Here is a 24,650-nt window from a genome sequence, read left to right as displayed (position 1 = left end):
CTACTTTGTAAAAAGACTTTTAAGCTTCATTGATATGACTCCAAAAATAGCTTCTGAAATAATACCTGAACTTAATTTAGACTCTCCTCTCGTTCTATCAGTAAATATAACTGGTACTTCTTTAATTATAAACTTTTTTAAATAGGCTTTAAACTTCATTTCTATTTGAAACGCATAGCCTATAAACTTAATTGCATTTAAATCTATTGTTTCAAGCACATTTCGTTTATAACAAACAAAACCTGCTGTGGTATCATGAATTTTCATGCCGGTAATAATACGCACATATTTTGATGCTAAATAAGACATCAATACACGATTCATTGGCCAATTAACAACATTTACACCTGTTACATACCGAGAGCCAATAGATAAATCGGCCCCATCAACATGACAAGCCTTGTATAATTTTTCTAAATCATTAGGATCATGTGAGAAATCGGCATCCATTTCAAAAATATATTGATACTTTTTCTTTAAACACCATTTAAATCCGTGAATATAAGCTGTTCCTAACCCTGATTTCTCTTTACGCACTTCTAAAAACAATCTACCTTCAAAATCGTTTTGAAGTTCTTTTACTTTTAAAGCTGTTAAATCTGGAGAATTATCATCAACAATTAAAACATGTATTGCTTCCGATTTAGATAATACCGCTTTAATAATAGCTTCAATATTCTCTATTTCGTTATATGTTGGAATGATAACAATCGTATCTTGCATACTCTAATCTTAGTGAAAACACATAATTTTCAGCAAATGTACATCATTTAAAAGATTTTTTTTTCTAAATATTCCTTAATAATATAGCATTATTGATAATATTTATAATAATTTTATGCTATGATTCGTGATGTTTCTTCAAATGAATTATTTACTGTTCTAATCCTCTTTGGTATTGCTATTATAGCAGTAGCTAAGTTGGTAGCACCCAAACGTTTTCAAAACTTCTTATATATTATTGGAAACTTTAAGTATCTTAAAATTTATTCACGCGAACAAAAATTCTTTGACAACTTTGATGCTTTACTCTTTATTAACTTAATTATTTCGGGATCAATTTTTAGTTTTATCCTGTATCAACACGCAACAGGCATTAAAAATGTAGATGTAAATTTTATTTTTAAACTCACTGTAGGTATTGGTTCGTTTTTTTTAATAAAAGTTCTTATTGAGCGTTTAATAGGAAGTCTTTTTGAAATTGATAAAATAATGCACAGGTACCTCTTTCAAAAAATAAGTTACAAAAACTACTTAGGCTTATTATTGCTACCACTAAACGCACTTTTAGTTTTTAGTTTTAAAAATTCGTTAATTTTAACTTATATAATTATTATCCTTCTTTTACTTGTAAACCTAATCGGACTAATTACATCGTTTAAAACACATCAAAGTTTGATAAAGAGCAACTTTTTTTATTTTATTTTGTATCTTTGCGCTCTTGAAATTGCACCTTACATCATTTTATTTAAGGTGTTTAATGACAGATAAAGAACAAAACTACTTGTGTGTATGAAAGTGAAAACCATTTTAGTATCTCAACCTGAACCTAAAATTGAAAACTCTCCTTATTTCGATTTACAAGAAAAGCAGAAGGTTAAGATCGATTTTAGACCGTTTATTCATGTTGAAGGCGTTTCTGCCAAAGATATCAGACAACAAAAAGTAGATTTACACAATTACACTGCTATTATTTTAACTAGTAGAAATGCGGTAGATCATTTTTTTAGAATTGCTGAAGAAATGCGTTTTAAAGTACCTGATAGCATGAAGTATTTTTGTCAGTCTGAAGCTGTTGCTTATTACTTACAAAAATATGTAGTTTACAGAAAACGTAAAATTTATGTTGGTAAACGTACATTTTCTGAACTGTCTCCGTTAATAAAAAAATATAAAGACGAAAAATTCTTATTACCAAATACAGATAAAGTAAAGCCAGAAGTACCAAATACTTTAGATGCTTTAGGTGTAGATTGGAAACAAGCTACGTTTTACAAAACCGTAGTAAGTGATTTATCTGACTTAGCCAATGTTTACTATGATGTTTTAGTATTTTTTAGTCCTTCTGGAATAGAATCGTTATTTAAAAACTTTCCTGATTTTAAACAAAACGAAACTAGAATAGCTGTTTTTGGCAATACCACTATTAAAGCTGTTGAAGAAAAAGGATTACGTGTAGATATTGCTGCGCCAACTCCTGAAACACCTTCTATGACTATGGCTTTACAAAAATATATTGAACAAGCTAATAAGAAATAATCTTATTCTAAATATAATTAAAAAGCCCGATTTTAAATAAAATCGGGCTTTTTGTTTTAATGTGCATAACGTTGCGGGCCGCCACGTCTAATTTCTTCACTACAATGCATTTCAAACTTTTTAAAGTTTTCGCGAAAAGCATTGGACAATTTAAAAGCTGTTTTATAATAGGCTTCATCGTTATTCCAAGTGGCTCTCGGACTTAAAACACTAGTTGGTACACCAGGGCAAGACCTTGGTTGCGCAACTCCAAAAACAGAATGTATGTGATACGTATCATAGGTATATAAACCTAAATCACCATTTAAAACGGCGTTAATCATAGCACGTGTATATTTTAACTTCATTCTAGTTCCTACGCCATAAGAACCTCCTGTCCATCCTGTATTTACCAGCCAAACATTAACACCAGATTCTGTCATTTTCTTACTTAACATTTCGGCATATTTAGAAGGATGTAAAGGCATAAAAGGCGCACCAAAACAAGCCGAAAAAGAAGGCACAGGTTCTACAACACCTGCTTCGGTACCTGCAACTTTAGCTGTATATCCAGATATAAAATGATAAGCAGCCTGACTTGGTGTTAATTTAGAAATTGGAGGTAATACTCCAAAAGCATCTGCTGTTAAAAAAAAGATGTTTTTAGGATTTTTACCAATTGAAGGCTCCTTAATATTTTCAATATGATTTATAGGATAACTTACTCTTGTATTTTGAGTTATAGACGTATCTTCAAAATTTACATGTCCATTTTTATCTAAAACAACATTTTCTAAAATAGCACCCTTTTTAATAGCATCATAAATTTCGGGCTCGTTATCTCTAGATAAATTAATCACTTTTGCATAACAACCACCTTCAAAATTAAATACTGAGTTTTCATTAGTCCAACCATGTTCATCATCTCCAATTAAACTTCTATTCGGGTCTGTTGACAGTGTTGTTTTTCCTGTACCTGAAAGCCCGAAGAAAATGGCTGTATCGCCATCTTTACCTACATTGGCACTACAGTGCATTGGTAACGTATTTTTGAGTACAGGCAATATAAAGTTTAAAGCTGAAAAAATACCTTTCTTAATTTCGCCAGTATAACCAGTACCACCAATTAAGGCAATTTTTTTTGTAAAATTTAAAATCGCAAAATTATGTTGACGCGTACCATCAACTTCAGGATTCGCCATAAAACCTGGCGCATTAACAACGGTCCATTCTGGTGTAAAATTTTCTAGTTCTTCATCTGTTGGACGCAGAAACATATTATATGCAAACTGATTACTCCAAGGATATTCGTTTATAACACGAATATTCAACTTATAATCTTTATCAGCACAAGCGTAACTATCTCTAACAAAAACTTCCTTTTCAGAGAGATAAGCTGTTACCTTATTATATAAAACATCAAAAGCATCTGCTTCAAAAGGAATATTAATATCACCCCACCAAACAAGATCTTTTGTAACATCATCTTTTACAATAAATCGATCCATTGGAGAACGCCCAGTAAATTCACCTGTATTAACTGCTAAAGCCCCAGAAGATGCCTCAACACCTTGTCCTTTTTCAATAGCAATGCTATGAAGTTGTTCAGGAGACAATTGGTATTGAACCTTCGCATTTTTAATACCATAATTTTCTAACGAAATCGTTGTAGTAACTTGATTGTTGTTTTCCATATTTCTGCTATTATTTTAGTTGTATCGCAAAATTATGACATTTAAATTAAATTATCCTTTACGAAACATTATTTTTAGGCTTAATTCTTAAAAAATTCACAAACAATAAGCCCCATGCCATAATTAAAAACAGACCACCTATTGGCGTTATAAAACCTATAGTTTTAAAATCGAAACTTGACAATGAATTTGTTGCTAAACAATAAATTGAACCTGAAAACAAAATTACACCTAACAATACAAAATAGAATAGGATTTTTTTATCTTTTACTAGTACATTTGACACATTCCCAATAAATAATAGTAATAACGCATGATACATTTGGTAACGCACACCTGTTTCAAAAGTTTTTTGGGCTTCAATTGGAATTAATTCTTTTAAAGCATGAGCTCCAAAAGCCCCCAAAACAATACTCATTAAACCTAAAGTCGCTGCAGTAATCAAGATAGTTTTATTCATAATAATTATATTATTCTCAACAAAATACCAATACATTTATTAAATTCACAAAATAAAATCATAATCGGATTTCTTATTGATATTTAACAAAACTAGTCAACAAAACTCAATATGCGAAAAATTTTAGTCATTGGTTCTGGAAAATCAACTTCTTATCTTTTAAAATATTTATTAGATAAATCTACTTCAGAAAACCTTCATATTACTGTTGGTGATATACATATTGAGAATGCTAAAAAGCTCATTTTAAATCATAAAAATGCAACCGCAATTTCATTTGATGTATTTAATGAGAAAGCGCGCAATGAAGCTATTAAAAATACTGATATCGTAATTTCTATGCTACCCGCAAGATTTCATATAGAAGTTGCTAAAGACTGCGTTTTATATGGAAAACACATGGTTACAGCCTCGTATGTTAGCAAAGATATGCAAGCGTTAAATGATGATGCCATAGCTAAAGGTATTGTTTTAATGAATGAAATTGGAGTAGATCCAGGTATAGACCATATGAGTGCTATGCAAGTTATAGATCGTGTTCGAGACAATGGTGGAAAAATGATTTTATTTGAATCGTTTACAGGCGGTTTAGTTGCTCCAGAAAGCGATAATAACTTGTGGAATTACAAATTTACATGGAACCCAAGAAATGTAGTAACAGCAGGACAAGGTGGTACTGCTAAATTTTTACAAGAAGGTACTTATAAATACATTCCTTATAACCGTTTATTTAGGCGCACAGAATTTTTAGATATAGAGCATTTTGGTCGTTTTGAAGTTTATGCTAATCGAGATTCTTTAAAATACCAAAGTATTTATGGTTTAGAAAATGTGCAAACGCTGTATAGAGGCACTATGAGACGTGTTGGATTTAGTAGAGCTTGGAATATTTTTGTAACACTTGGCATGACTGATGATAGTTATACTATTGATGATAGTGAGAACATGAGTTATCGCGATTTTGTAAATGCTTTTCTTCCATACAGTCCATCGGATTCTGTTGAATTAAAATTAAGACACGCCCTTAAAATAGACCAAGATGATATTGTTTGGGACAAACTCGTTGAACTTGATGTTTTTAATGCAAAAAAAAGAGTCAAATTAAAAAAAGCGACACCAGCACAAATACTTCAAAAAATATTAATGGATAGCTGGACACTTGCTGAAGATGATAAAGACATGATAGTTATGTACCATAAATTTGGCTTCGAAAAAGATGGTAAAAAACACCAAATAGATGCTAATATGGTTGTTGTAGGTGAAAATCAAATATATACTGCTATGGCTAAAACGGTAGGTTTGCCAGTTGCAATAGCAACGATTGCTATTTTAAATGGAAAAATTAAAGCTACAGGTGTGCAAATTCCTATTAAAAAAGAAATTTACCAACCAATACTAGAAGAACTCGAAACTTTTGACATTAAATTTAACGAAAAAGAAGTTCCGTATTTAGGCTACAACCCTTTAAATAATTAATAACAAATTGTTCTTTTTTTAATTCCTTTAATATCGAAAAAAGCACTTCGAGTAATCATTATTATAAAAAATAGTTTCAAATTAAAATCAAATAACTACTTTTGTGTTCTAAATTAAAACAATTTATTACATGAAATCCAAAACGAAAGTTATTACTATTGACGGTATAGACAAAAAAATACTCCGCACTTTAATGGAAGATGCAAGAATACCAATTTTAGAAATAGCTAGAAATGTTGATATTTCTGGAGCTGCCATTCATCAAAGATTACGTAAACTTGAAAAATCTGGTTTAATTTCTGGTTCTAAATTTGTTATTAACCCTAAAATATTAGGTTACGAAACTGTAGCGTTTATTGGTGTTTATTTAGATAAAGCAATACAAAACCCTGAAGCTATAAAGCAACTAAAGAAAGTGCCTGAAGTACTAGAGTGCCATTACACTACTGGTAACTGGAATGTTTTAATTAAAATACTTTGTAAAGACAATGCGCATTTAATGCATTTACTTAATAATGACATACAAACTATTTCTGGTGTTTCAAGAACAGAAACGTTTATTTCATTAGACCAACAAATTGACAGACAAATAACTATATAATTAACATTAATTTATTGCAATTAGGGTATTTTCTTATGCAACCTTTTAGTAATATTGCGTCTTATTTTTAATACACATAAAATTAAATTGTTGTTTATGAAAAAATCGTTATTATTTTTAATTATTACGTTTTCTATATCCTCTTTAACATTCTCTCAAGAAAACATTAAAGAAACTTCAAATCAAAATTTTAATGAACTAAAATTAAATGGTTTATACCTAGTAATTGGGGCTTTTGATGTCACTTATGAAAGAACTTTAAATGAAGAATCTGGTGTTGGAATCAATATTTTCATACCTTTTGATGACGAAATAAGTGATGATGTGAACTATTACATCTCTCCATATTACCGCTTTTATTTTGGAAAAAAATATGCTGCAGGTTTTTTTGTTGAAGGTTTTGGAATGTTAAATTCTACAAATTATAACACTTACTTCTATAATAATGGGTTTGACCCTACAATAAAAGAAGATACCATAACCGATTTTGCCTTAGGTATTGGTCTTGGAGGTAAATGGGTTACTAATAGTGGTTTTATAGGCGAATTAAATTTGGGAGTTGGTAGAAACCTTTTTAACACAAGTGATGATTATATAGATAATGAATTTGTTGCTAAACTAGGTATTACTATTGGTTATAGGTTTTAAACCAAACAATTATATAAAAACAAAAATCCCAAACAGTTATTGTTTGGGATTTTTGTTTTTTATGAGATACTGAAACAAGTTCAGCATAACAAATTAAGTATGCTACATTTTCATTAACCAAGAACGTACATCTACTTCTTGTTTAATAATACCTCTTAAATCTTCTATTTTAACACGTTGTTGTTCCATAGTATCTCTATGACGAATGGTTACCATATTATCTGTTAACGTATCATGATCTACAGTAATACAAAACGGTGTTCCGTTTGCATCTTGTCTTCTGTAACGACGTCCTACAGCATCTTTTTCATCATAAACAACATTGAAATCCCATTTCAGGTCATCAATAATTTTACGAGCTACTTCTGGTAAACCATCTTTTTTAACCAATGGTAAAATAGCAGCTTTTACAGGTGCTAATACACTTGGTAATTTTAAAACGGTTCTTGTTGTTCCGTTTTCAAGTTCTTCTTCTTGTAAAGAATTAGAGAATACCGCTAAAAACATGCGATCTAAACCAATAGACGTTTCTAACACATACGGTGTGTAACTTTTATTGTCTTCATGATCGAAATATTGTAATTTCTTTCCTGAATATTCTTCGTGTGCTTTTAAATCGAAATCGGTACGTGAATGAATTCCTTCTAATTCTTTAAAACCAAACGGGAATTTAAATTCAATATCGGCAGCAGCATCAGCATAATGCGCTAATTTTTCATGATCATGAAAACGATAATTATCAGCACCCATACCTAAACTTAAATGCCATTTCATTCTGGTTTCTTTCCAATGGTTGTACCATTCTACTTGCGTACCAGGTTTAATAAAAAATTGCATTTCCATTTGTTCAAACTCACGCATTCTAAAAATAAACTGTCTTGCAACAATTTCATTTCTAAAAGCTTTTCCTGTTTGCGCAATACCAAACGGAATTTTTTGACGACTCGTTTTCTGTACATTTAAAAAATTCACAAAAATACCTTGCGCCGTTTCTGGACGTAAATATAAATCCATTGCTGTTTCAGCAGAAGCACCTAGCTTTGTACCAAACATCAGGTTAAATTGCTTAACATCTGTCCAGTTTTTACTTCCTGTTAACGGATCGGCAATTTCTAACTCTTCAATAAGTGCTTTCACATCGGCTAAATCTTCATTTTCTAAAGATTTTCCCATTCGTGAAAGTATGGTATTTATTTTTTCTTGATACCCTACAACACGTCCGTTTGTAGAAACAAACTCTTCTTTATTAAAAGCCTCACCAAAACGTTTAGCTGCTTTTTTAACTTCCTTATCTATTTTAGCTTCAATTTTAGCACAATAGTCTTCAATTAAAACATCGGCTCTATAACGCTTTTTAGAATCTTTATTATCAATTAACGGGTCGTTAAACGCATCAACGTGTCCAGACGCTTTCCAAGTAGTTGGATGCATAAATATAGCGGCATCAATACCCACTATATTTTCATTCATTTGTACCATGGCTTTCCACCAATAGTCGCGTATATTTTTCTTTAGTTCTGCGCCGTTTTGTGCATAGTCATAAACTGCACTTAAACCATCGTATATCTCACTACTTTGAAATACATAACCGTACTCCTTTGCATGCGATATTACCTTCTTAAATTTATCATCTTGATTTGCCATGGTGCAAAAATAAAAAACCACTCGAAACAAAAGGTGTTCTTTGTTAAAAATTAAGCATCTAGGTTGTTTATTTTTTATTTAACTTTATAAATTTACTTATTAATACACATGCTCAAATCTATACTAAACCTATTCTTCCCAAAAGTTTGTTATGCTTGTCATAATTTATTGAATGATAATGAAGATACCATTTGTATAGATTGCCGGCATGATTTACCAATAACCAACTTTCATTTTAATGATAACGATGCTGTAAAAAAAGTACTTTATGGACGAGCAAAGATTGAAAATGGCACAGCATTATTTCGATTTGAAAAAAAAGGTTTAGTACAGCAACTCATTCACGGTTTAAAATATAAAGGCTATGAACATATTGGATTTGTTTTAGGAAACTGGCTTGGTGGCGAACTAAAAACACTTGATTCATATAAAAATATTGATATTGTAATTCCTGTTCCGCTTCATAAAAAGAAACTTAAAAAACGAGGTTATAATCAAGTTACTAAATTCGGACAACAACTTGCTGAAGCTTTAAATGCCGACTATAAAGAAGATGTATTAATCAAAATAACAAATACAAAATCGCAAACCAACAAAGGTCGCTTTTCGCGTTGGACTAACACGAATGAATTATTTGCTCTGAAGAATACGAAAACTATAAATAACAAACATATTCTATTAGTAGACGACATTATTACTACTGGAGCAACCTTAGAAGCCTGTATCTTAGTTTTAAACCAAACAAAAAACATAAAAATAAGTATTGCAACTATGGCAATAGCCTAATAAGATTGTCGTTATATCTATAAACACACATCATACATTAGAAAATCTATTACATAATTAAAACTACTTCAAAATATATCATACCCCTACTTCTTTAAGTTTATCCATAGAGGTACTATGCAAAAACTTATAAGAAGTCATATTTTATTGTATTTTTAATCTTCATGACGACTTTCTAATGCTTGATGTGTGTTAAAAATTATGTAGGTTTGTGCAAAAGTATTATTGGTAATGTATAAGAAGCTTTCAAATTTTATTTTAGCCTTTTCTATTGGGCTTGTTTTTGTTAACTGTGCAAACCGTGGCACTCCTGAAGGTGGCCCTAAAGATTTAGATCCTCCTGTTATTATAAAAGCAATTCCTGAAAACTATTCTACACAATTTAGTGGTAATGAAATAAAAATTTATTTTGACGAATATGTTAAAATGAAGGACTTACAAAAGCAACTTATTATTTCGCCACCAATGGATACTCCTCCAGAAATTACACCTATTGGTAGCGCGAGTAAATACATTACTATTAAAATACACGATACCTTAGAAGCTAACACCACTTATGCTTTTAATTTTGGAAACAGTATAGTAGATAATAACGAAGGTAACCCATATCCGTATTATCGCTACGTGCTTTCTACAGGAGATTATATTGATTCGCTTACCGTTAAAGGAAATATTGTTGATGCCTTACAAAAGCAACCAGAAACTTTTGTAAATGTAGCGCTTTATGAAATAGACTCTACTTTTTCCGATTCTATTATTTACAAAGAAAAACCAAAGTATATAACCAATACATTAGATAGCCTTACAACTTTTTCTATTGAAAACATTAAAGCTGGAAAATATATGCTGATGGCTTTAAAAGATGGCAATGGCGATAATAAATTTCAGCAAAAAACAGATCAAATTGCATTTTATAAAGATTTTATTGATGTGCCAACCGATTCGCTTTATTCGCTTAAATTATTCTCTGAAGATTTAGATTTTAAAGCCACTAGACCTATTTTAGATGCTAGTGAAAAAATTACTTTTGGATATGAAGGTGACTATAGAGATATGAAGATTGATATTACCTCTGAAGTTCCAAATGATTTTAGTTATCGCATTACCAAAGACGAAAAAACAGACTCTCTTTACTATTGGTATAAGCCTAAATTAGAGGTAGATTCGCTTCTTTTTACAGTTTCTAATGCCAAGTATAAATTTGAAAAAGATTACAAAGTAAGAATAAGAGATAAAAAACGAGATTCGCTTACCTTAAAAGGCATAGCACCTATTGGCTCTGAAGACCCTTATAAAATAAGAGGAAGTGTGCCTTTTATGAGTTTTGATGATTCTAAAATTAGTTTAATGGACAAAGATTCTTTAAACGTTGATTTTACTACAAAATTTGACACCATTAATAACACCTACGATATAAGCTTTAAAAGAACCGAAGAGAATAGTTATAAAATACAAGTATTACCTGAAGCTTTTACTGATTTTTTTGACACTACAAATGATACTATAAACTATTCTGTAACTACTAAAAAAGGGTCTGATTATGGCTTTGCGCGTTTCACTTTAGTAAATGCCACATACCCACTTATTATTCAATTAACTACCGAAAAAGGAGATGTAAAGTTTGAGCAATACGCAGCAGAAAAAGGTATTGTAGATTTTTTAAACCTACCACCAAGCACTTATTACATTAGAGTTATTCATGATGCAAATGGCAATAAAAAATACGATACTGGTAATTATCTTAAAAAAATACAACCCGAAAAAGTGAGTCATTTTAAAGAAATTGAAATTAGAGCAGATTGGGGTTACCCTGAAACACTTCAATTTAACTAAGTTTAAATTCGTCTTTATCATTTAAAAACTTAAGCTTATTTCTATAAGCTTCAACGTGTCTTTTTTCTAGAGTAACAAGTTCTATTTGTTCAGTGTTGGGCGTAAAATTTGTTTTGATATTCCCTAGAACATCATACACTGCAGAGTGTCCTGAATATTCTATATTTATACTATCAACACCTACTCTATTTACACCAATTACATAGCACATATTTTCAATAGCACGCGCTTTTAATAAGGCATCCCAAGCAGAAATTCTAGGTCTAGGCCAGTTGGCCACATATAATAGAACATCATAATCTTCAACATTCCTTGCCCAAACAGGAAATCGTAAATCGTAACATACAAGCGGGCAAATTTTCCAACCTTTATAATCAATAATCACTTTTTCATCTCCTGCCGAAAACACTTTATCTTCACCTGCAAGAGTAAACGTATGCCGTTTATTATAATGTGTGATTTTACCAGAAGGTTCTACAAAAAGAAGTCTGTTATAAAACCTGTTTTCTTCAGAAATAATAAGACTCCCAACAATGGCGGCATTTGCTTTTAAAGCTTCTTTTTGCATCCATAAAACGGTATCACCATGCATGGTTTCAGCAACATTGGAAGCATTCATAGTAAAAGCCGAAGTAAACATTTCGGGGAGGACGATAACATCAACAGAATCAGAAATAGACTTTATTTTTTCTGAAAAGTTCAACCGATTTTGTTCAGGGTTTTCCCAAACTAAATCAGATTGAACCAATGCGATGTTAAGCTCCTTTTGCATTTATTTTAATTTACTTTCAAACTTATCTTTTTTGAATCTTAGTTTTTCAACTTTTTCAATCCACTTTGCTTCAGCAACCGGAGATAGCCTCCCTCTTTTTTTAAGGCTTTCGTATTTAGCCGTTGCCTTGTTATACTTATTTGTAGCTTTCTCAAAATTAGATTGTGCTTTTTCTTTTTGCTTTAAAGCCTTTTCAATCTTTTTTTGCTTCTTTTCGGCTCTCTTTTGTTCTTTTTCAGCTTTCTTTTTAGCTTTTTCGGCTTTTTCAAGCTCTTTAGCCTTTTTATCCGCCGCTAAACGTTCAACTTCTAAAGCTTTTTGTTCTTTTAAAACATCTAAAATACCAGCTTTTTCTTCAACAGACAAGGTTGTTGTTACATCTACTTTATCTTTTAAAATAGTTTCTCCTTTTACTTTATAAGTAACGCCATTAAATGCTACTTCTTGTGCTTGTATAGTTAATGATAATCCTAAAAATAATAATACTGCAAATAATCTCATAATCTTTTCTTTAATCGTTATATGGTTTTAGACCACATTACCATTAAAAAGTCACTATAAAACAGCAATCATTTTACAAAACAATCTAAATCAGAATATTACCTAATAAATTAAAAAAACTAAACAATATTCATCTTCTTCAATAAGAACGATGCATTCATATTTTGACAAATACCTGTTTTCAAAGTATAATCAAAATGAAGTTCATCATTAATAATTTCGGCATCAAAATAATAGTTTTTCACATCCTCCAACTCCTTTTCAATTTCACACAAACTCAAATCATGCGTTGCTATAATTCCTGTAGCATTTGAAGCGACTAATTTTTCAACAAACTTGCGAGAACCAATAGCTTTATCGGTACTATTAGTACCTTTTAAAATTTCATCTAACACAATAAAATAGGGTTCTTTTTGAATAGCATCAACAATGTATTTTAAACGTGTTAATTCTGAAAAGAAATACGAACTATCATCGGTTAACGAATCTGTAGTACGCATGCTTGTTATTAATTTAACTGGCGAATACTTACTTGTTTTAGCACAGATAGGCAAACCTACATTTGCCATAACAATATGCAAAGACACAGTACGTAAAAAAGTACTCTTACCTGCCATATTTGCACCTGTAACAATAAAAAACTGTTCGTTATCAATTAGTAAATCACTATCAACACGTTTGGTTTTATTTAGTAACGGATGCCCTAAACCTTCTGCTTTAATAACGGCGCCTTTTACTATGTCTGGAAACACAAAATCAGGATGGTTAAAAGTAAAATTTCCTAAAGAATTATAAGCATCAAAAAAGGACACAACTTCAAACCAATCAGCTACTTTATTAGCATACTGTTCAATCCATTGCTCTATGTGATAGCTATTTTTTAAATCGGATAAAAACAAACCATTCCCGAAGATGGCTGCTATTAAATTGTTTCTATTATCTAAAGCATCTAACGATTTAGATAAATCTTTAAAAATAGCAGATGCTTTTTTTCCTTCTTGCTGAATTTGCTGTTGTTTTTCTTTTAATAATTCTGAAGAAAAGGTTTCTTTTTCTATCAAATTTAAAAGTAATGCATATTGTTTAAAAGTCTCTTTTACCTTATCGGTATTAGAAGCTAGACTGTTTATTTTTTTAAGATAACGCCCGGTAACTCCTAATCCAATAACCAACCAATAACCAATTAAAGCTTGATTGGTAATGATATTAAAATATATGAGTCCGAATATAAGCAGAGACATTATAGTAAAAGCTAACGGGAGCCATTTCATAATTTTAGGCAAAAACGTTTTATGATCTTGCAACCAACCTATAATTTTATTTGCAGGTGTCTCAACAGAAACCAAACTTGATGTTGCTGTATAATGTTGTCGCCATTCTGGTTTAGAAGCAAGCTCTTTTATAGCTTCTTGACGTAATACAATACCATCAACATCATTTGCTTTTAAAGCATCAGCTAGTTTTTGAGTCCCTTCATTAATACGTGTTCTATTTATAAACTGAAAAAAAGAACCACGCCCAAATAAATCGATATCTAAACTATAAAAATGATTAGGATCTTGAAACTGCAAGCCATCATTTCTATCATAAAAATTGCCCGAAGCTATTTTAATTTCATCTTCATTAATAGCTACCAAAGCTTCATTAAATTGTCTTTTAGCTTTAACATCATTATACTTTGATAACAAATACAAAAACACAGCAATACCAACAACAGCGATAAAAACCGCCACTTGCCATTGACTAAAAGTTACATAAACACCAAAAGCAGCAATAATAAAAGTTAACAATCTTAACGTACTTAAGGCTGTCATTTTTTTGTACAACTTTCGCACAGCCTGGTTATAAGATTCTAGATGTTTTTTATAGTATGATAAAGAGGTGCTCATGTGCTGTTTTTATTGAATTGTAAAGAAACAAAAAAGCCTTGAAAAATTTTCAAGGCTTTTAACTTATATTTTATAGATTTTTAATTTAATCTCTAGACATAAAAATACGTAACACATACCAAAACAGAAGCATTAACGAAGCAAACAAACCTAATGCTGCCGGTATATATTCATCTGTAGAATATTTGTTAACTAAATTAGATGTTTGATATAAAATCGATCCTGCAGCTAATGCACACATTCCTACTGAAAACCAAAGCCCCAAATTAAACCCAAATAATGTTCCTGCTAAAATTAAACCAATTGCTATAAAAAACCCAACCGTTAAGCCCGCTCTTAAAAATGAAAAATCTTTTTTTGTAACAAATACAATAGCAGATAACCCAGTAAATAAAGCCAATGTAACAATTGCAGCCTGATTTAAAATTTCAGCACCAGTATCCATATAATATGCTGCTATATAAATTATTGGTACAAAAATAAAAGCCTCAGCAAGTATATAAACACCAAATGCTAGATATTGTGTATTCTTATCTGGTGTTTTTAAAGTCATTTTTTCTGCATAGTTAGTTACAAACATAAAACCACCCAACATAATTAACCAACGATATCCCTCAGTCATAGAAAGCATAAAGTTTACTATCGTTTCACTTTGAAGTAATAAATATTCAAAAAGAATAAACACCAATACGCCACCAGCAACATGAGAATACGTCTTTTTATAAAATGCCACTCGATCGACATCAGACACTTGGCTTAGTAATAATTTATCATTATTTTGAAACTGTTCCATAAAATTTCTATTTTTTAATCGTTGGTTTAAATTTACAAAAAAAGAAACCGAATTCTTACTTTTTTATAAAAATTCGGTTTTTAATTTATTTTAATTACTTACTAATCTCTTCCTCCTGCAAACACTCTAAATCCCCAATACACTAACTGAGCAAGAGAACCAATAGCTGCAACAAGATACGTTCTTGCAGCCCATTTAAGCGCATCTTCAGAACCTTTATATTCTTCTTGAGATACCATGTTTTTGTTTTTCAACCAAGCTAAGGCACGATTACTAGCATCGTATTCTACAGGTAGTGTAATAAAGCTAAACAAGGTTGCAAACCCCATCATTACTAAACCAGCAACTGCTACCCAATAACCTAATCCCATTCCTGCTGCTGCACCTAATGCAAGACCACCAATAACAATCCACATAGACATACCCGAAGTCACACTCACGACAGGAACTAAAGCCGAACGCATAGTTAACCATTGGTATGCTTTTGCATGTTGTACCGCATGCCCACATTCATGTGCAGCCACAGCCGCAGCCGCAGCATTACGCTGATTATAAACGGCTTCACTTAAATTTACGGTTTTATTTTTCGGGTTATAATGATCGGTTAAACGTCCAGGTGTAGAAATAACCTCAACATCTCTAATACCGTGATCTGCTAACATTTTTTCAGCAATTTCGGCACCACTCATGCCATTTCTCAAGTGCACTTTTGAATATTTTTCAAACTTACGTTTTAAAGTACTGCTTACTAACCAGCTTATTAAAGCAATACCTCCTAATAATATATAATATACTAACATTTTAAATCTATTTAAGTTTTTAATTACAAACTAAATATAACAAAAATAAAGCCATTATTAATTAAATGATAATATGTCAGTAAATTAAAAAGTGAGGAACCTAAATTAGGAACCTCACTTTAAAAAACACTTAAGTGTCAACCAAAAAAATTATTATTAGGCTTCAGCAAATTCTAAATCGAATGCCTCTGCTATTTCTTTATAAACAATTTCTCCTTTAACAATGTTTAATCCTTTTGCTAAAGGTGCATTATTTTCACATGCTTTTTCCCAACCTTCGTTTGCTAACTTAATAACATAAGGCAAGGTTACATTTGTTAATCCCATTGTAGAAGTATAAGGTACAGCTCCTGGCATATTTGCAACAGAATAATGAACCACCTCATCAATAATATATGTAGGGTCTTGATGCGTTGTTGGCTTAGTCGTTTCAAAACAACCACCTTGATCTACAGCCACATCTACCATTACAGTACCAGGACGCATCTCTTTAAGCATATCTCTTGTAATTAATTTAGGTGCTTTTGCTCCTTTAATTAATACACCACCAATAATTAAATCGGCATCAACAATATGTTTTCTAATATTATATTCACTAGAAAATTCACTAACAACATTATTAGGCATCACATCACTCACGTAACGTAAAGCTTTCATATTAATATCTAAAATATGAACACTAGCTCCTAACCCTGAAGCCATACGTGCTGCCTGAAGTCCTACAACACCTGCTCCTAAGATTAACACTTTTGCAGGAGGCACTCCTGGTATACCGCCTAATAAAACACCACGTCCTTTAATTGGTTTCTCTAAAAACTTCGCTCCTTGTTGAATAGACATACGTCCTGCAACTTCAGACATCGGAATTAATAAAGGTAAAGTTCCATCGGCATCTTCAACCGTTTCATAAGCAATACAAATAGCATTACTCTTAATCATAGCATGTGTAAGCGCTTCACTTGATGCAAAGTGGAAATATGTAAACACAACCTGATTTGGTCTAATTAAATCGTATTCTTTCTCAATAGGCTCCTTTACTTTAACAATCATTTCAGCAGTAGCATATACCTCTTCAATAGTATCAAGTATAGTTGCACCAGCTTTAATATAATCGTCATCTAAAAAACCACTATTAAAACCTGCATTTGTTTGTATATAAACAGCATGATTTCTTTTCGTTAATTCAAACACTCCAGAGGGTGTCATACCCACTCTGTTTTCATTATTTTTAATTTCAATAGGAACACCAATTTTCATAAGAAAGAGATATTTATTAAGTTAGTTTTAATTTTTCGCAAAATTAAATGAAATGATTTATATCTGAATCTTAAATTTCAATTTATTTGAATTATTGTTACCAAATTTAACATTTCGTTAATAAATCTATAACACATATCAATTTAATAGGAATATCCTGAATATTCCATAATAACCAAAAAAACCTACAAATAATTTAAAAACAGCATTTTACACGCTAATGCTTGTGGTATTTTATTTTGAAGAAAAGCAATAAAAATGAAGAAACAATAGTAATACTATTTGCAAAAATCATGGACGGACTTTCTTTTAAAATCCCATAAATTAACCAGCCAACAATGCCAATAAAAAAGATTATTAGCATAGGCAAAGACAAACCGGAAACATCTTTGGTTTTCCAAGTTTTATAAACTTGAGGTAAAAAAGCAGCTGTTGTTAAAATAGCAGCAATAAATCCTATTATTTCCATGTTATTTATTTGTAATACTTGAGTGAAAATTATTTGGGCGTTACCCCAAGGGTCGGGCTTTTCGTTAAAAGTTTTGGCTCGATGCACGCCTCGCCAAAAGCTACCACTGCAATCCCTAACGCGAAAAAATCAATAACATTTGTCATTTCGTACGAAAAGAGACATCACCTAATCAAATGTGTAATTAAATTATGTGATGTCTCATCGCAGCTCTTGTTTACATGACAAGAAACTATTATTAACCTACTATATTTACAATTTTACCAGGAACAACAATTACCTTTTTAGGTGTTCTACCTGCTAATTGTTCTTGCGTTTTTTCGTTTGCCATAACCGCAGCTTCAATATCGTCCTTACTCATATCCATTGGTAATTCCATTGTAAAACGCATTTTACCATTAAATGAAATTGGGTAGTTTTTACTGCTTTCCACTAAATGACTGGCATCAAATTCTGGAAACGGAGCTGTTGTAATAGACTCGTTATTTCCTAACTGATTCCATAATTCTTCAGCAATGTGTGGTGCGTATGGCGATATTAAAACCAATAAAGGTTCTAAAATGTCTTTACTTGTACATTTCTGAGCTGTTAACTCATTAACAGCAATCATAAAAGTAGAAACCGACGTATTGAAAGAAAAATTCTCAATATCTTCTTGTACCTTTTTAATAGTTTTATGCAACGTTTTTAAAGCATCTTTTGACGCTGCATCTTCGGTTACTTTTAAACCATTATCATCGGCATATAATTTCCAAAGTTTTTTAAGAAACGAATGCACACCTGTAATACCTGCGGTATTCCAAGGTTTGTATTGCTCTAATGGCCCTAAGAACATTTCGTAAAGACGAAGACTATCTGCTCCGTAATCTTTTACAATATCATCTGGATTAACAACGTTGTATTTAGATTTTGACATTTTTTCGACTTCACGAGACACCTTGTAAACTCCATTTTCTAAAACAAACTCAGCATCTTTAAACTCTTCTCTCCAATTTTTAAAAGCTTCAACATCTAATTCATCAGATGAATTAACATATTCAACAGGTACATGAGTTAAATTGATCGGTGTTATTAATTGCAACTCATCTTTTTCAATTCTATCAAGTAACTCTTCTTTAATATTTGATTTAACAATATCTATTGCTAATTCTTTATGACCTTTTAGAATCTCTACATAAACCTCTTTAGATATAAAAATAATCTTCTTATTTTCAACTACATCTTCATTTTTAACATCAATTATTGAATAAAAGATATAATGACCAAAAGCACTAGTCCCTAAAATCATCCCTTGGTTAATCAGTTTTTTTGCAAACTCATCAACAGGCACCACACCTTTATCAAATAAGAATTTTTGCCAAAAACGAGAATATAACAAGTGTCCTGTAGCATGCTCGCTTCCGCCAATGTATAAATCGACATCTTTCCAATAGTTAAGCGCTTCTTTACTTGCAAATGCTTCGGTATTTGTTGGATCCATATAACGGTTAAAATACCAAGAACTTCCTGCCCACCCTGGCATGGTGTTTAATTCAAGTGGGTATATTCCGTTATGCGATTTCTCGTCAGTCGTACCTCCTTCTGTCGAAATGACAAGATCGTTACTTACTACTTTATTATTTATGGTATCCCAAGCCCAAACAGTGGCATTTCCTAATGGTGGCTCGCCTGTTTCGGTTGGCAAATATTTTTCTACTTCTGGTAATTTTATTGGCAAATGCACAGCATCAATCATTTGCGGCATCCCATCAACATAATACACAGGAAATGGTTCTCCCCAATAACGCTGGCGACTAAAAACAGCATCACGCAAACGGTAATTGGTTTTTCCTTCACCTTGACCAATTTGCTCTAATTCGTAAATAGCACGTTTGGTCGCTTTTTTATAATTCATCCCGTTAAGGAAATCACTATTACCAATAACGGTTTTCTCTTTGTCTGAAAAAGCAGATTCTGAAATATCTACACCTTCAAAAATATTTATAATCGGGATATTAAAATGCTTTGCAAACGCATAATCTCTTTCATCACCACATGGTACCGACATAACAGCTCCTGTTCCGTAACCGGCTAACACGTAATCGCCTATCCAAACCGGAATAGGTTCTTTTGTAAATGGATGTTCTGCATACGCCCCCGTAAATGCTCCCGAAATGGTTTTTACATCGGCCATTCTATCACGCTCACTACGCTTTGCTGTTGCTAAAACATAGGCATCAACTTCCGCTTTTTGTTCTGGTGTTGATATTTGCGATACTAATTCGTGTTCTGGCGCTAAGGTCATAAAACTAACTCCGAAAATGGTGTCTGGACGCGTTGTAAACACATCGATAACGGCATCACTTTCCTTTACTTTAAAAGTAACAGACGCCCCAACAGATTTTCCAATCCAGTTACGCTGACTTTCTTTTAAAGAATCTGTCCAATCAATAGTATCTAAACCTTGAAGTAAACGTTCTGCATACGCAGAAATTCGCATGCTCCATTGGGTCATTTTTTTTCTTATTACAGAATGGCCACCACGTTCTGAAACACCGTTAATTATTTCATCATTTGCCAAAACAGTTCCTAACGCAGGGCACCAGTTTACCTCAGTTTCTGCTAAATATGTTAAACGGTATTGTAATAATATTTTTTCTTGTTTTTTTGAAGTAAAACCATTCCATTCTTCAGCAGAAAATGATTCAATATCATCATCGCAAACAGCATTTACTTTAGAGTTTCCTTCCGAAGCAAAAATTGCTTTTAGCGTTTCAATAGATTCTGCTTTATCAGTATCATTATTATACCACGATTCAAACAATTGAATAAAAATCCATTGTGTCCATTTATAATAACTTGGGTCACTTGTACGAACCTCACGAGACCAATCGAATGAAAAACCAATTTGGTCTAATTGACGACGGTATGTTTTTATATTTTCGGCAGTTGTAACCGCAGGATGTTGCCCTGTTTGAATAGCATACTGCTCTGCAGGCAAACCAAAGCTATCATAACCTTGCGGATGTAATACATTAAAACCTTGATGACGTTTGTAACGTGCATAAATATCGGATGCTATATACCCCAACGGATGCCCAACATGTAAACCCGCTCCACTTGGATAAGGAAACATATCTAACACATAAAACTTTGGTTTTTCGCTGTTGTTTTCGGCTTTAAAAGTTTCGTTTTCTGCCCAGTATTTTTGCCATTTGGCATCTATGTCATTGAAATTGTATTGCATCTATATCTTCAAATCTGATTTGCTATTACAAGTACATCTCTATTATTTGTAATAACGAAAATTAAAAGTGCAAATTTACGCTTTCTATATAAAACAAAAAGGCTTTGTTTCTAATTAATCCTATTACTCCTAAACAGGAAATAATTAATACTTAATTAAATTTTGATTGACACTCATTTTTGTAATTTCGCAGCTTATTAAAAACGTATTTGCTTGATAAAAAACACAACCAAAGCACATTTAGCTTTACTAGGCGCCAATGTAATTTATGGTGCTAATTATATTATTGCCAAAGGCATTATGCCTGATAAAATTGGTCCAACCGCGTTTGTGTATATCAGACTTGCATCTTGTGCGCTTTTATTTTGGATTCTGAAACTTGCCTTTGTTAAAGAAAAAGTTGCTAAAAATGATTTTTTAAGACTTGCTTTTTGTGGTTTAGTTGGTGGTGCAGCAAACCAATTGTTGTTTTTTCATGGTATTAATTTAACGTCGCCAATTGATGCTTCTATAATAACAACCTCAACGCCGTTGATTGTTTTGTTTTTTAGTTATGTTATTTTAAAAGAACGCATTACCAAAAACAAACTATTAGGAATAACCATTGGTGGTATTGGAGCAATCTGTTTAATATATTATGGTAATGACTCTAAAGGAACAAGTTCTGTTTTAGGCAACTTATTGGTACTATCTAACGCTTGTTGTTACGGGCTATATTTGGTTATGGCTAAAACGTTAATGAGGAAATACAACCCTATTACAGTAATAAGTTGGGTGTTTTTATTTGGGTGCATTTTTGCGTCTCCTTTAGGCATTCCTGCTTTTTTAAATACCAATTTTGAAACCTTTACACGAAACACCTATTTAACCATTGGTTACGTAGTTTTATTCACAACCTTTTTTGCTTATCTATTTAATATTTACGCCCTTAACAACGTATCTCCATCTGTAACTAGCAGCTACATATACCTGCAACCTGTTATTAGTTTTTTAATGGTAAGTGTTCTCGCTTATATTTTTATGCAAAGTGAATATGCTCAGGATATTAACCTTATAAAAATATTAAGTTGTATTGTTGTTGCAAGTGGTGTTTATATTATTAGCAAGCCTGAAAAAAAATCAATTTAAAACAATATTGAAAGTTTAAGCGTTGTTATTTATACAGTATTAGAATACTTTGTTATTTTTACGTTATTAATCCAAATTACTTTATGAGTTCATCATTTGAAAAACATCAAAAACGCAGACTTATTTCATCTTACTTTTCAGTAGTATTAAGTATTGCTTTGGTATTGTTTTTATTAGGATTACTAGGTATGCTGGTATTAAACGCAAAAAAAGTATCCGACCATTTTAAGGAGCAAGTAGTACTTACTATCTATTTAAAAGATTCTGCTAAAGAAGTTGAAACCAAACAACTTGAAAAAAGCTTAGCGATGTCTGATTATGTAAAATCTACCGAATACATATCAAAAGAACAAGCTGCAGAATCAATGAAAGCAGAAAACGGCGAAGACTTCATGGATTTTGTAGGCTATAATCCGTTACAGAATTCTATCGATGTGCATTTAAAAGCTGACTTTGTAACGTCTGACCAACTTGAAAAAATATCGGCAGAGGCTACTTCTAAAAACTTTGTTGACGAAGTGGCTTATGATAACGATTTGGTAAATTTAATGAACGATAATGTTAAAAAAATAAGTTTCTGGGTATTAGTTATAAGTGGAATTTTTACATTAATTGCTGTTTTACTTATAAATAGCTCTATAAGATTAGCCGTTTACTCCAAACGATTTACCATAAAAACCATGCAAATGGTTGGCGCTACCAAACAATTTATTCGTCGTCCATTTGTTTGGAAAAGTGTACGCTTAGGTATTATAGGTGCTATTTTAGCTTTAATAGGTATGGCTATTGTTTTATATTATCTAAACCAAACATTTACAGAGCTAGAGTTATTAAGCAACCCTGTTTTAACAAGTTTACTTTTTGCTTTTATATTTGCTTTAGGCATTATTATTACTTGGATTAGCACACATTTTGCAACCCAACGTTTTTTAAATTTAAAAACAGATGATCTTTATTATTAGATATTTTATAATAGCCTTAACGTAAATTTTTAAATAAATGCGTTAATTTGCAGCACTACTTTATATAAATCATGGGAGAAAAAAAACAAAAAGACGCTACAAAACCAGTTTTTGTATTCGGAAAGAAAAACTATAAATTTATGTTTATTGGTTTAGCATGTATTGCCCTAGGATTTATATTAATGTCTGGTGGCGGTAGTGACGACCCTAATGTTTTTAATCCTGAAATTTTTAGTTTCCGTCGTATTCGTTTAGCACCAATGGTTGTTCTTATTGGCTTTGGCTTTCAAGTATATGCCATTTTATTGAATCCTGATAAGAAGTAATTAACTTATCTTTTCAGCAAACTTAGCTGCCAATATTTTCACATAATCAAATCCGTTTTGCATAGCATCATCTAAGTTTTTTGAATGCTTTAATACAGCATCAGCATAGTTTATTCCTAATTTATTAATGCTATTTTCATCAAAATCTATAGCGCCACAAAAAGCAGCTACTTTAATATTTTTCGCTTTCGCGGAAGTAATAACACCTTGAATTGTTTTTCCCGAAAGGGTTTGAGAATCTAATTTACCTTCACCAGTAATAACCCAATCGGCTCCTTCTATTTGCGCATCAAAATTAGCAAGACCCTTAACTAATTGAATTCCCGATTCTAAAGAGCCATTTAAAAATACTTTTGATGCTATTCCCATACCTCCTGCTGCACCTGCGCCTTTTACTAATTGTGCATCTACAGCAAAAGTCTTTTCAATGATTTTAGAAAAATCTTCTAAACCCTTATCAAGCATTTTAACAGCTTCTTCTGAAGCTCCTTTTTGAGCTGCATACACATAGGCAGCACCATTTTTTCCGTATAAAGGGTTTGTTACATCGCATGCTATATTAAACTTTATACCCCTCAATTTATGATGTACTTTACCAAAATCTATAGCATCAATTTTAGACAAATTAGCTCCTATTGGTTTTAGCTCTTCTCTATTTTTATCTAAAAAACGATATCCTAAAGTGGTTGCCATTCCAATACCGCAATCGTTAGTTGCACTACCGCCAATACCTAAAATAATTTTAGATGCACCTTTATTAATGGCATCTAAAATCATTTCTCCTGTCCCCAAAGTGGTTGCATTTTTACAATCAAATTCATCTTGCTTTAATAACTTGACTCCAGAAGCTTCTGCCATTTCTATAAAAGCTGTTTTAGAGTTTTCAGAATATAAATACGAAGCTTCAATAGGTTGAAAAAATGGATTATTTACATTCACTTTTACAACAGTTCCTTTTAAATAATGATTCATCACATCAATAGTACCATCTCCACCATCAGCTAATGGCAATTTTAAAATAGTTGCATTAGGAATAATAGCTTTAATACCTACTTCTACAGCATTACAAAATTGTATACCTGTTAATGAGTTTTTAAATTTATCTGGTGCTATTACTATTTTCATCTGTTTATATCTATTGTCTTTT

The 24,650-nt window shown here is 31.7% G+C and carries 23 protein-coding genes; 10 read left to right on the top strand and 13 right to left on the bottom strand.

The genetic code is table 11. The annotated features are described in order from the left end of the window. A complete protein-coding gene (locus ACH5TX_RS14800; RefSeq protein ID WP_439340266.1) occupies positions 1–723 on the bottom strand; it encodes a polyprenol monophosphomannose synthase in 723 nt (240 codons plus the stop codon). 120 nt (positions 724–843) lie between these two features. Here ACH5TX_RS14800 and ACH5TX_RS14795 point away from each other — a divergent pair, with 120 nt between their 5' ends. Next, positions 844–1,491 carry a DUF4271 domain-containing protein gene (locus tag ACH5TX_RS14795; RefSeq protein WP_439340265.1) on the top strand — a complete coding sequence of 216 codons (648 nt, stop codon included), beginning with the start codon at positions 844–846 and terminating at the stop codon, positions 1,489–1,491. A gap of 21 nt (positions 1,492–1,512) precedes the next feature. Further along, positions 1,513–2,259, top strand: a complete 747-nt coding sequence (locus ACH5TX_RS14790) for a uroporphyrinogen-III synthase (RefSeq protein ID WP_439340264.1) — start codon at positions 1,513–1,515, stop codon at positions 2,257–2,259. Between the two features lie 56 nt (positions 2,260–2,315). Here the strand turns inward: ACH5TX_RS14790 and pckA are convergent, their stop codons facing one another. Together pckA and ACH5TX_RS14780 are read right to left on the bottom strand one after the other, a co-directional pair. Continuing rightward, positions 2,316–3,932, bottom strand: coding sequence for a phosphoenolpyruvate carboxykinase (ATP) (gene pckA, locus ACH5TX_RS14785; RefSeq protein ID WP_439340263.1), 1,617 nt, complete (start codon positions 3,930–3,932; stop codon positions 2,316–2,318). 58 nt (positions 3,933–3,990) lie between these two features. After that, positions 3,991–4,392 carry a DUF423 domain-containing protein gene (locus ACH5TX_RS14780; protein ID WP_439340262.1) on the bottom strand — a complete coding sequence of 134 codons (402 nt, stop codon included), beginning with the start codon at positions 4,390–4,392 and terminating at the stop codon, positions 3,991–3,993. 111 nt (positions 4,393–4,503) lie between these two features. Between ACH5TX_RS14780 and ACH5TX_RS14775 the strand changes: the two genes are divergently transcribed. From ACH5TX_RS14775 to ACH5TX_RS14765, 3 genes are all read left to right on the top strand, one after another. Continuing rightward, on the top strand, positions 4,504–5,868 hold the full coding sequence (locus ACH5TX_RS14775) for a saccharopine dehydrogenase family protein (protein WP_439340261.1): 1,365 nt from the start codon (positions 4,504–4,506) through the stop codon (positions 5,866–5,868). Positions 5,869–5,998: 130 nt separating this feature from the next. Next, positions 5,999–6,469, top strand: a complete 471-nt coding sequence (locus ACH5TX_RS14770; RefSeq protein WP_439336638.1) for an Lrp/AsnC ligand binding domain-containing protein — start codon at positions 5,999–6,001, stop codon at positions 6,467–6,469. Positions 6,470–6,565: 96 nt separating this feature from the next. Further along, on the top strand, positions 6,566–7,117 hold the full coding sequence (locus tag ACH5TX_RS14765; protein ID WP_439340260.1) for a DUF3575 domain-containing protein: 552 nt from the start codon (positions 6,566–6,568) through the stop codon (positions 7,115–7,117). Between the two features lie 102 nt (positions 7,118–7,219). On the opposite strand, the gene ACH5TX_RS14760 is transcribed toward ACH5TX_RS14765, so the two are convergent. After that, positions 7,220–8,761: a glycine--tRNA ligase gene (locus tag ACH5TX_RS14760; protein WP_439340259.1), complete on the bottom strand. Its 1,542-nt coding sequence runs from the start codon at positions 8,759–8,761 to the stop codon at positions 7,220–7,222. 108 nt (positions 8,762–8,869) lie between these two features. On the opposite strand from ACH5TX_RS14760, the gene ACH5TX_RS14755 reads away from it, so the two are divergent. Together ACH5TX_RS14755 and ACH5TX_RS14750 are read left to right on the top strand one after the other, a co-directional pair. Next, positions 8,870–9,547, top strand: coding sequence for a ComF family protein (locus tag ACH5TX_RS14755; RefSeq protein ID WP_439340258.1), 678 nt, complete (start codon positions 8,870–8,872; stop codon positions 9,545–9,547). Positions 9,548–9,778: 231 nt separating this feature from the next. Continuing rightward, a complete protein-coding gene (locus tag ACH5TX_RS14750) occupies positions 9,779–11,380 on the top strand; it encodes an Ig-like domain-containing domain (RefSeq protein WP_439340257.1) in 1,602 nt (533 codons plus the stop codon). On the opposite strand, the gene ACH5TX_RS14745 is transcribed toward ACH5TX_RS14750, so the two are convergent. The 8 genes from ACH5TX_RS14745 to ACH5TX_RS14710 all read right to left on the bottom strand — a co-directional run bounded on the left by ACH5TX_RS14745 (position 11,373) and on the right by ACH5TX_RS14710 (position 21,087). Further along, entirely contained in the window at positions 11,373–12,152 is a 780-nt protein-coding gene (locus ACH5TX_RS14745; protein ID WP_439340256.1) for an amidohydrolase, read from the bottom strand. The two genes, ACH5TX_RS14750 and ACH5TX_RS14745, sit on opposite strands and share 8 nt — an antisense overlap. Next, positions 12,153–12,653: a hypothetical protein gene (locus ACH5TX_RS14740; protein ID WP_439340255.1), complete on the bottom strand. Its 501-nt coding sequence runs from the start codon at positions 12,651–12,653 to the stop codon at positions 12,153–12,155. It lies immediately after the preceding gene. A 119-nt stretch (positions 12,654–12,772) separates the two neighbouring features. Further along, positions 12,773–14,542, bottom strand: a complete 1,770-nt coding sequence (locus tag ACH5TX_RS14735; RefSeq protein ID WP_439340254.1) for a MutS-related protein — start codon at positions 14,540–14,542, stop codon at positions 12,773–12,775. An 85-nt stretch (positions 14,543–14,627) separates the two neighbouring features. Beyond that, a complete protein-coding gene (locus ACH5TX_RS14730; protein ID WP_439340253.1) occupies positions 14,628–15,335 on the bottom strand; it encodes a Bax inhibitor-1/YccA family protein in 708 nt (235 codons plus the stop codon). Between the two features lie 101 nt (positions 15,336–15,436). Further along, entirely contained in the window at positions 15,437–16,135 is a 699-nt protein-coding gene (locus tag ACH5TX_RS14725) for a zinc metallopeptidase (RefSeq protein ID WP_439340252.1), read from the bottom strand. Between the two features lie 156 nt (positions 16,136–16,291). Further along, entirely contained in the window at positions 16,292–17,392 is a 1,101-nt protein-coding gene (gene ald, locus ACH5TX_RS14720; protein WP_439340251.1) for an alanine dehydrogenase, read from the bottom strand. Positions 17,393–17,609: 217 nt separating this feature from the next. Then, positions 17,610–17,861: a SemiSWEET family sugar transporter gene (locus tag ACH5TX_RS14715; protein WP_439340250.1), complete on the bottom strand. Its 252-nt coding sequence runs from the start codon at positions 17,859–17,861 to the stop codon at positions 17,610–17,612. 238 nt (positions 17,862–18,099) lie between these two features. After that, positions 18,100–21,087, bottom strand: a complete 2,988-nt coding sequence (locus tag ACH5TX_RS14710) for a leucine--tRNA ligase (RefSeq protein ID WP_439340249.1) — start codon at positions 21,085–21,087, stop codon at positions 18,100–18,102. A gap of 213 nt (positions 21,088–21,300) precedes the next feature. Here ACH5TX_RS14710 and ACH5TX_RS14705 point away from each other — a divergent pair, with 213 nt between their 5' ends. The 3 genes from ACH5TX_RS14705 (at position 21,301) to ACH5TX_RS14695 (ending at position 23,503) form a co-directional block, all read left to right on the top strand. Continuing rightward, entirely contained in the window at positions 21,301–22,215 is a 915-nt protein-coding gene (locus ACH5TX_RS14705) for a DMT family transporter (RefSeq protein ID WP_439340248.1), read from the top strand. Between the two features lie 83 nt (positions 22,216–22,298). Next, positions 22,299–23,177, top strand: a complete 879-nt coding sequence (locus tag ACH5TX_RS14700; RefSeq protein ID WP_439340247.1) for a cell division protein FtsX — start codon at positions 22,299–22,301, stop codon at positions 23,175–23,177. Between the two features lie 71 nt (positions 23,178–23,248). After that, on the top strand, positions 23,249–23,503 hold the full coding sequence (locus tag ACH5TX_RS14695; protein WP_439336613.1) for a DUF3098 domain-containing protein: 255 nt from the start codon (positions 23,249–23,251) through the stop codon (positions 23,501–23,503). On the opposite strand, the gene ACH5TX_RS14690 is transcribed toward ACH5TX_RS14695, so the two are convergent. Beyond that, positions 23,504–24,628, bottom strand: a complete 1,125-nt coding sequence (locus ACH5TX_RS14690) for a glycerate kinase (RefSeq protein WP_439340246.1) — start codon at positions 24,626–24,628, stop codon at positions 23,504–23,506. Positions 24,629–24,650 lie beyond the last annotated feature (22 nt).

Origin of the sequence: Thalassobellus citreus, assembly GCF_044385915.1 — a bacterium.
GTDB lineage: Bacteria > Bacteroidota > Bacteroidia > Flavobacteriales > Flavobacteriaceae > Thalassobellus > Thalassobellus citreus.
The sequence above is the reverse complement of the archived record's forward strand: the minus strand, read 5'-3'. Positions and strand labels throughout refer to the sequence as shown.

What these genes read in the sequence shown, in the direction of transcription:
- ACH5TX_RS14800 (WP_439340266.1), bottom strand. Translation starts at nt 723, where the DNA reads ATGCAAGATACGATTGTTATCATTCCAACATATAACGAAATAGAGAAT.
- ACH5TX_RS14795 (WP_439340265.1), top strand. Translation starts at nt 844, where the DNA reads ATGATTCGTGATGTTTCTTCAAATGAATTATTTACTGTTCTAATCCTC.
- ACH5TX_RS14790 (WP_439340264.1), top strand. Translation starts at nt 1,513, where the DNA reads ATGAAAGTGAAAACCATTTTAGTATCTCAACCTGAACCTAAAATTGAA.
- pckA (WP_439340263.1), bottom strand. Translation starts at nt 3,932, where the DNA reads ATGGAAAACAACAATCAAGTTACTACAACGATTTCGTTAGAAAATTAT.
- ACH5TX_RS14780 (WP_439340262.1), bottom strand. Translation starts at nt 4,392, where the DNA reads ATGAATAAAACTATCTTGATTACTGCAGCGACTTTAGGTTTAATGAGT.
- ACH5TX_RS14775 (WP_439340261.1), top strand. Translation starts at nt 4,504, where the DNA reads ATGCGAAAAATTTTAGTCATTGGTTCTGGAAAATCAACTTCTTATCTT.
- ACH5TX_RS14770 (WP_439336638.1), top strand. Translation starts at nt 5,999, where the DNA reads ATGAAATCCAAAACGAAAGTTATTACTATTGACGGTATAGACAAAAAA.
- ACH5TX_RS14765 (WP_439340260.1), top strand. Translation starts at nt 6,566, where the DNA reads ATGAAAAAATCGTTATTATTTTTAATTATTACGTTTTCTATATCCTCT.
- ACH5TX_RS14760 (WP_439340259.1), bottom strand. Translation starts at nt 8,761, where the DNA reads ATGGCAAATCAAGATGATAAATTTAAGAAGGTAATATCGCATGCAAAG.
- ACH5TX_RS14755 (WP_439340258.1), top strand. Translation starts at nt 8,870, where the DNA reads ATGCTCAAATCTATACTAAACCTATTCTTCCCAAAAGTTTGTTATGCT.
- ACH5TX_RS14750 (WP_439340257.1), top strand. Translation starts at nt 9,779, where the DNA reads ATGTATAAGAAGCTTTCAAATTTTATTTTAGCCTTTTCTATTGGGCTT.
- ACH5TX_RS14745 (WP_439340256.1), bottom strand. Translation starts at nt 12,152, where the DNA reads ATGCAAAAGGAGCTTAACATCGCATTGGTTCAATCTGATTTAGTTTGG.
- ACH5TX_RS14740 (WP_439340255.1), bottom strand. Translation starts at nt 12,653, where the DNA reads ATGAGATTATTTGCAGTATTATTATTTTTAGGATTATCATTAACTATA.
- ACH5TX_RS14735 (WP_439340254.1), bottom strand. Translation starts at nt 14,542, where the DNA reads ATGAGCACCTCTTTATCATACTATAAAAAACATCTAGAATCTTATAAC.
- ACH5TX_RS14730 (WP_439340253.1), bottom strand. Translation starts at nt 15,335, where the DNA reads ATGGAACAGTTTCAAAATAATGATAAATTATTACTAAGCCAAGTGTCT.
- ACH5TX_RS14725 (WP_439340252.1), bottom strand. Translation starts at nt 16,135, where the DNA reads ATGTTAGTATATTATATATTATTAGGAGGTATTGCTTTAATAAGCTGG.
- ald (WP_439340251.1), bottom strand. Translation starts at nt 17,392, where the DNA reads ATGAAAATTGGTGTTCCTATTGAAATTAAAAATAATGAAAACAGAGTG.
- ACH5TX_RS14715 (WP_439340250.1), bottom strand. Translation starts at nt 17,861, where the DNA reads ATGGAAATAATAGGATTTATTGCTGCTATTTTAACAACAGCTGCTTTT.
- ACH5TX_RS14710 (WP_439340249.1), bottom strand. Translation starts at nt 21,087, where the DNA reads ATGCAATACAATTTCAATGACATAGATGCCAAATGGCAAAAATACTGG.
- ACH5TX_RS14700 (WP_439340247.1), top strand. Translation starts at nt 22,299, where the DNA reads ATGAGTTCATCATTTGAAAAACATCAAAAACGCAGACTTATTTCATCT.
- ACH5TX_RS14695 (WP_439336613.1), top strand. Translation starts at nt 23,249, where the DNA reads ATGGGAGAAAAAAAACAAAAAGACGCTACAAAACCAGTTTTTGTATTC.
- ACH5TX_RS14690 (WP_439340246.1), bottom strand. Translation starts at nt 24,628, where the DNA reads ATGAAAATAGTAATAGCACCAGATAAATTTAAAAACTCATTAACAGGT.